Raw genomic sequence first — 6,431 nt, forward strand, 5'->3', positions numbered from 1 at the left:
ATCCTGCGGCAATATTGACGACGTCCCTGCAAAAATCACTTGCAAAGAAAAAATAGTTTTCAAGGATCAGCATATCGGTTTCAATATTAAAAAAACCGAACGCTATTTCACCGTGACTGAGAGAATCAAAGGTAAGCGGCATCAGGAAAATATAGCAGAAGACGGTGAGAATGGCAAGCAGCAAAGCAGCGGAGAGCCGAGAGCAGAGGGCTAAGAGCAGAGAGCTAAGAGCGGAGAGCAGAAAAACACTGCATTTAACTCTTCGCTCTCAGCTCTCCGCTCTTAGCTGTTTTATATACCTCGATAAGGGCGTTAGCTTCGTCGGCAGGTGTGGGCAATACGAGTGCCCTGTTTCTCGCTGCCCCTGCCATGGATCCCCTGAGGGATTCGTTGTTGATGAGTTCCAGCGCCTTCCTGCAAAGATCATCAGGGTCATGGGGATTATAGAGAACGCCGCATGGCACGTTCTTTTGTTCGCCGAGAACGAGCCGCCTGGTGCTCGGGATGTCGGACGCCAGCAGGGGCTTTCCTGCTGAGATTGCCTCCAGGAGCACATTTGACAATCCTTCCGAGAAAGAACTGTTGAGGACGATATCCGCCCCTTCGTAGGCGGCCCGCATAGCTGCAGGCGCTATCGACCGGATCCAGGAGGCGAATGTAGTGCATCCTGTGAGCTCCTCCTGAAAGAGCGTACCATAATCAGTGTCGAGTATCTGACCTGCAAAGACTATCCTGGCCCTGGGACTGGCTTGACGGACCTTTTTAAATGCCGTGAGGCATTCAAGGTTCCCCTTTACGGGACGTATGCCTGCCGGGAGGAAGAAGAGGACGTCCCCTGGTCTGCATCCGGCGAAGCCCCGGAGGTCAAAGACATCGTTGCCAATCCACGATGGCGCCTTGGGTACATAGAAGATGCGGTCATCGAGTTCTGAAAGGTTGGCTTTCAAGTGGTCGATGATAATGTTGCTCTGGGCGGTAATGGTGTTAGCATTCCGGCAAACCTTCAGTATAGTGTCTTTCCTGTTCGGAGTTGCCGTTTCAAGATCAGCGTCGGTTCCGGGCAGAGAGACCACAATGGGCAGACCATCGCAGGCCTCCGACACACGCGGGTCCAAAAGAAAGACCCCGGAATGAAGAGCGTGATAGGCATGGATGATATCCGGTTTAAAGTATTGTATTGCATCGAGAAGATCCGTTACGTTGAGATCACGGGTGGCCATAACCTGTATCGTGCAGCCTTTATTCTCCAGTGATTGCCGCCAGCGTTCTGTTGTTGCCGCATTCCCTGTTATGGACGGAAAGGCTGTCGGGGAAAGTATCAAGATTCGTAATCCTTTGTTCAACTATCTGCCTCCGAAAATGGGATAATTATAACACCGATGTGTGATAAAGTGAGACGAAATTCTTCGCTCAGGAGGACATCAAGCTCCCTTTCCCTGTCTATTGTAGAGAACGACGAAAACGGTCCTGCCGTGAGATTATCGGTGAACGCGCGACCCGGGTGGACCATGATCTCTGTCAACCCCGGCGGAAGTTTTTCCAGGGTCCTTTGCATGAGAGGCAGCGAGATCCTTCCTTTCAGGTAGAGACCGCGGAAATGATCGGCAGCCTTTAACCCTGTATCCCTGATGTGAGAGCGCGCAGACCGGGCGACACTGCTGAAGCCCCCGGCTTCTTCTATGAGGCTGTCGGGGATATCATCCTTACCGGAAAGAGGTTCAGGCTCATCGGGGATCCGCACCCAGGGGATACTGTGTTTTTTGGCTGCCGCGCAGACTGCTTCTATCGCAGCAGGGAAGACGTGGACATGATGGTGGCCGTCTATATGGGTGAGATGAAGACCTGCGTCTTTCAGGATTTTTATCTGTATATCCAGTTCGAGGGCTATCTCATGTTCAAGGGCTTCATTGCTCTCCTGCATCAGCAGGCGGAGCGCAGCGGTCTTTTTCAGAAAAGACCCGTCGGGACCCGTGAGGACACGGAGGCCGGTCGAAAGCGGTTTCCCTTCAGAGATATTACAATGGATGCCGAAGGAGATCCTTGAAGGACCAAGCGACCGGATGCGTTGAAGCGCGTCTTCAAGCGCGTGACCGTTGGCGAGTATGCTGACGCTTGTTACTGTTCCTGCCCGGATAGCTTCGAGGATGCCTTCATTGCGTGCTTCGTCGGCGCCAAGGTCATCGGCATTTATAATAATATGTTTCATGGAGAACGCAATCCGCAGGCCCGGATAACGAGGTTGCGGAATGCGCCGGTGACATTCCCGAGTTCCCTGAAAGCAGCAATACCCGTATCACGCAGCATGGTGAGATAGTCGAAGAGACCCGGTTCCAGTAGATTGTATTCTTCGTATGTAAAGACGCGTTCCGTCTCATTTACGATCGAGACATCAAGGAACTTCTGACGGAGCCGCGCGAGCAGCGTTGCCGTATCGGCGAGGGTTATCGCGAGAAGCCACAGCCTGCCGCTCTTCGGCTCCAGGAACAGCGGGGCGTTTTCTATAATTGCCATGAGCTTGTCGATCCCATGCAGCCCACCGAATTTCGGGCCGAACATCCCTGGTCCCGGTGTCTGCGGCGGTGTCGCTATTATGACGTCAAACCACCGGATGCCATACATCTTCAATATGTGTTCTTCGAGGCCATCGTACCACGAGGAGGCAAGGGTGACGATCTTGTCCCGCACACCGTTGCTGAATGCGTTGGCCTTCGCAGCATCAAGGGCCTCGGAACTTAGGTCTGTGGCCATGACCAGTCTTGCCCCGAGCTTCGCCGCCGCTATTGATAGGACCCCTGATCCGCAGCCGAGGTCAAGGACACATTCGCCGGGCCTGACGTCAATGTGTTTCGCGAGCTGTACGCTGGAGGCGGTGGGCGCATGAACGCCTTCCGGTGTTTCGAGCGTCATAGGGCCTGACGGAAGTTGGATCGTTGTTGTTTGCGATCTCCCCGCGTGGTTGTCTTTGTATCGTTGCAACGCAGCGGCGAGTATCCGGTCGAGAAGCGCCGGGTATTCAAGCCCTGCCCATTGTGCTGAAAGGGACAGCGCTTCAAGCGGTTCAAGGCTTGGCGTGATATTTGCCTCAAGGAAATAGAAGGTCCCGCCCGGCGAAAGCCTTACATCGAAACGCGCGTAGTCGCGGAGATTGAGCGTCTTGAAGGCGAGCCTGGCAAGGTTGGTGAGTTCAATGAGGAGATCGGGAGATAATCCAGCGACGACAACATCATCTCGCTTGCCAACCGGCTCTCTGAGCTTGAATGGCTCGGTCAGGATCGATCCCGCCGTGCCGGGCAGCCATTCGAGGGGAGGCAGAACCTCCGGGCCGCCGCTTCCATCCAGAAGAGAGACAGCAAGCTCCCTTCCCGGTATATACATCTCTATCATGACAGGCTGGGAGAGGTCGTGGAGGAGCCTTGCCGCAATGTCTTTCACATCCTTTTCTGTCATGGCGCGGTAAAGGCCGCGGCTCATATGTTCAAAAGCGGGTTTCACTATAAATGGGGGTTGCAGCCATTCAGGGATGGTAAACTCTCTGGAGGCGACCGTGATGCCGGGCGGTGTTGGTATGCCTGACCGGGAGAGGTACGTCTTCGCCAATGCCTTGTGGTCGGCAAGGAGGCATGTCTTCGCGTCAGAGCCTGCAAGCCGCGCACCATGTGTTTCGAGGACGAGGCGAACATAGGAACGGAAAAGCCCCCGTCCCCTGAACGTATCGGTATGGTCGATTACCAGATCGCATGTCCGCGAGATCTCACGGGCACGGACTTCAATCCCGTCGGCATTTATAATAACAGGTTCATGGCCGAGTGTTTTCAATCCGCCCGCGATATACTCCGCGCAATGGCAGGGTGAGCCGACAGTATGGATGATCGCTATACGCATTTGAGACCTGTGATTTTGGTATTGTATCATAGCTTTTGGTTACAGGAGTAGAAAAAGATCGCGAGGCGTCAGGCATCAGAAATCATGGTCTATCTGGTCTATTTAGTCTGTTTAGTCTATTTTGTTTTAATCCGAATACGTTTTGAGAACGTGATGTCGGGTTGTCCTGAGCAAACCGTCGTGAGGTATAAGGGGAAGGACAAAACCTGTTCAACGTTTAAAATATTACTGTCATCGCGAGGAGCGAAGCGACGTGGCGATCTCAAAAGATGCGATTGCCACGCCCTGCGGGCTCGCAATGACAAAACATCACATTTCAATTTCACGGGGTTCATTCCCTTACGACTTACGATTCACGACTTACCGGTTTTTGATGTTTACTTATTCATTTACAAAAACCCGCATCGCTGTTATGATGAGCTTTGGAGCGCAGAATGGTTATCCTTGGTATAGATCCGGGGCTCGCACATACGGGGTTTGGTGCGGTCAGGTTTGACGGAAAGAAGCAGTCGCTCCTTGCCTGCGGATATATCAAAACGCCGCCAGGAGAAGCAGTTGCCAGAAGGCTTTTCCAGATCCACACAGACATGAGCCGGCTTGTTCAAAAGATAAAACCGGATTTTGTTGCCATAGAGAATATATTTTCGTTGGTGAGATACCCCAAAGCTGGTATATTATTGGGAGGGGTGCTTGGTGTTATTTATCTTACTGTTCAACAGAATAATATAAGGATGATTGAGATAACGCCAAAAGAGATAAAGAATTCGCTCGTAGGGTACGGCGGCGCCGGGAAGGCCCAGATCAAAAAGGCAGTGCAGACATTGCTGAAGATCGACGATATCCGGTCCTTTCATGCGGCCGATGCCCTTGCAGTTGCCCTGGCAGCATTCTACAGGAACGTAGCGGGGGTGAAAGGATGATATCTTACCTTGAAGGGATACTGAAAAACATCCACGATGAGCGCGTCACCTTGCTGGTGGGCGGGATAGGTTATGACGTGATGATCCCCTCTTATGTCATGAATGAGATCCTGAAGACGAAGAAACCGGACGATGAACTGAGCCTCTATATCTCCTATCACCAGACAGAGAGGCAGCCCAAGCCGGTCCTCGTCGGTTTCGGGAGCGATCTGGACAGGGAGTTTTTCGAACGCTTCATATCTGTCGAGGACATAGGACCCATGGCCGCGGTGAAGGCGCTGACAAAACCGGTCCGGGAGATTGCCCGCGACATTGAGGAGCGCGATATAAAAGCCCTGAAACAACTGAAAGGGATCGGGGAAAGGAAGGCAGAGAAGATCGTTGCGACACTGAGAGGGAAGGTTGCCAAATATGCACTGATGCGTGAAGTCCACGTACCCGTGAGGATCATGGAGGATTTCAGGAAAGAGGTCGAAAACGTCCTTATAACACAACTGGGGCATAAGATGATAGAGGCGAGACAGTTGATAGAAGAGGCGCTCAAGAGGAATCCGCAGATCAGCTCCGCCGAAGAGCTCTTCGAAGAGGTGTACAGAGGACAGAAGACATGATCCACGAAGAAGAAAACCTTTCTGAGATATTGAAAAAAGAGAGTGTTCTTGACGGTGAACAGGCCGTAACGCTCCGTCCGAAAATGCTTGAAGAGTACATCGGGCAGGACAAGATCGTCGAGACCCTTAAAATAGCCATCGAAGCGGCGCTGCAAAGGGGTGAGCCGCTGGAGCACATCCTCCTGAACGGCCCTCCCGGCCTCGGAAAGACGACCCTCGCGCACATCATTGCCAATGAGATGGGATCGCGGATCATTACATCATCAGGGCCGGCTCTTGAAAAGGGTGGTGACCTGATGGGCCTTTTGACCAACATGGAACGGGGTGATATCTTTTTCATCGATGAGATACACCGCATACCCAAGATCGTTGAGGAGTTCCTGTACCCTGCAATGGAGGATTTTGCCGTTGATTTTATCTTTGATAAAGGCGTTCACGCGAGGACCCACCGGTTCAGACTGGAACAGTTCACCCTCATCGGTGCTACGACACGGGCAGGTTTGCTGTCCTCACCATTGAGGGAACGTTTCGGCATCGTGAGGGACCTTGATTTCTATCATGAAGAAGACCTGGTAAAGATAATCCGGCGCTCGGCGTCGATACTGGGAATTATTGTAGAGGAAGGCGGATCATACGAGATGGCAAAGCGGGCCAGGGGCACTCCGAGGGTAGCGAACCGCCTGCTCAAGCGTGTCCGTGATTATGCCCAGGTAAGGGCAGAAGGGGTCATAACGCGGGATGTGGCCATAGAGGCCCTTAACCTCGAAGGTATCGATGAATGCGGTCTTGGAGATGTTGACAGAAGGTTGTTGCAGACGATCATCCTTAACTATAAAGGCGGACCCGTGGGTATCGAGGCGCTCGCGGCAACACTACAGCTTGAATCAGATGTCCTCATAGAGGTTGTTGAACCGTACCTGCTCAAGATAGGTTTTGTCACACGCACCTCGCAGGGGAGAAAGGCCTCGGAAAAGGCATTTTCTCATCTCAATATCGCCATGAAAGGCAAGCAGGACAC

At 52.6% G+C, this 6,431-nt stretch carries 7 protein-coding genes; 4 read left to right on the forward strand and 3 right to left on the reverse strand.

Going from position 1 to position 6,431, the window contains the following annotated elements; all coding sequences use genetic code 11:
- A partial coding sequence (locus tag PHU49_13085; protein ID MDD5244942.1) for a hypothetical protein occupies window positions 1–214 on the forward strand: 214 nt, incomplete at its 5' end.
- 40 nt (window positions 215–254) lie between these two features.
- On the opposite strand, the gene PHU49_13090 is transcribed toward PHU49_13085, so the two are convergent.
- From PHU49_13090 to PHU49_13100, 3 genes are read right to left on the reverse strand one after another with little or no spacing between them, the layout of a single operon-like run.
- On the reverse strand, window positions 255–1,343 hold the full coding sequence (locus PHU49_13090; protein MDD5244943.1) for a glycosyltransferase: 1,089 nt from the start codon (window positions 1,341–1,343) through the stop codon (window positions 255–257).
- The gene (locus PHU49_13095; GenBank protein MDD5244944.1) at window positions 1,340–2,206 is read right to left on the reverse strand and encodes a ChbG/HpnK family deacetylase; all 867 of its coding nucleotides are present in this window, start codon (window positions 2,204–2,206) and stop codon (window positions 1,340–1,342) included. The genes PHU49_13090 and PHU49_13095 overlap by 4 nt, the downstream gene beginning before the upstream one ends.
- Complete coding sequence (locus PHU49_13100; protein ID MDD5244945.1) at window positions 2,203–3,882, reverse strand: 50S ribosomal protein L11 methyltransferase; 1,680 nt, start codon at window positions 3,880–3,882, stop codon at window positions 2,203–2,205. Before PHU49_13100 ends, PHU49_13095 begins: the two co-directional genes overlap by 4 nt.
- A 434-nt stretch (window positions 3,883–4,316) precedes the next feature.
- On the opposite strand from PHU49_13100, the gene PHU49_13105 reads away from it, so the two are divergent.
- The 3 genes from PHU49_13105 to ruvB form a co-directional block, all read left to right on the forward strand.
- Window positions 4,317–4,802, forward strand: coding sequence for a crossover junction endodeoxyribonuclease RuvC (locus PHU49_13105; GenBank protein ID MDD5244946.1), 486 nt, complete (start codon window positions 4,317–4,319; stop codon window positions 4,800–4,802).
- Window positions 4,799–5,413, forward strand: coding sequence for an OB-fold domain-containing protein (locus tag PHU49_13110; protein MDD5244947.1), 615 nt, complete (start codon window positions 4,799–4,801; stop codon window positions 5,411–5,413). Before PHU49_13105 ends, PHU49_13110 begins: the two co-directional genes overlap by 4 nt.
- Window positions 5,410–6,431 (forward strand): Holliday junction branch migration DNA helicase RuvB (ruvB, locus tag PHU49_13115; protein MDD5244948.1); only part of this gene is annotated, 1,022 nt, incomplete at its 3' end. The genes PHU49_13110 and ruvB, both read left to right, overlap by 4 nt.

The sequence above is a fragment of the Syntrophorhabdaceae bacterium genome, assembly GCA_028713955.1.
GTDB lineage: Bacteria > Desulfobacterota > Syntrophorhabdia > Syntrophorhabdales > Syntrophorhabdaceae > UBA5609.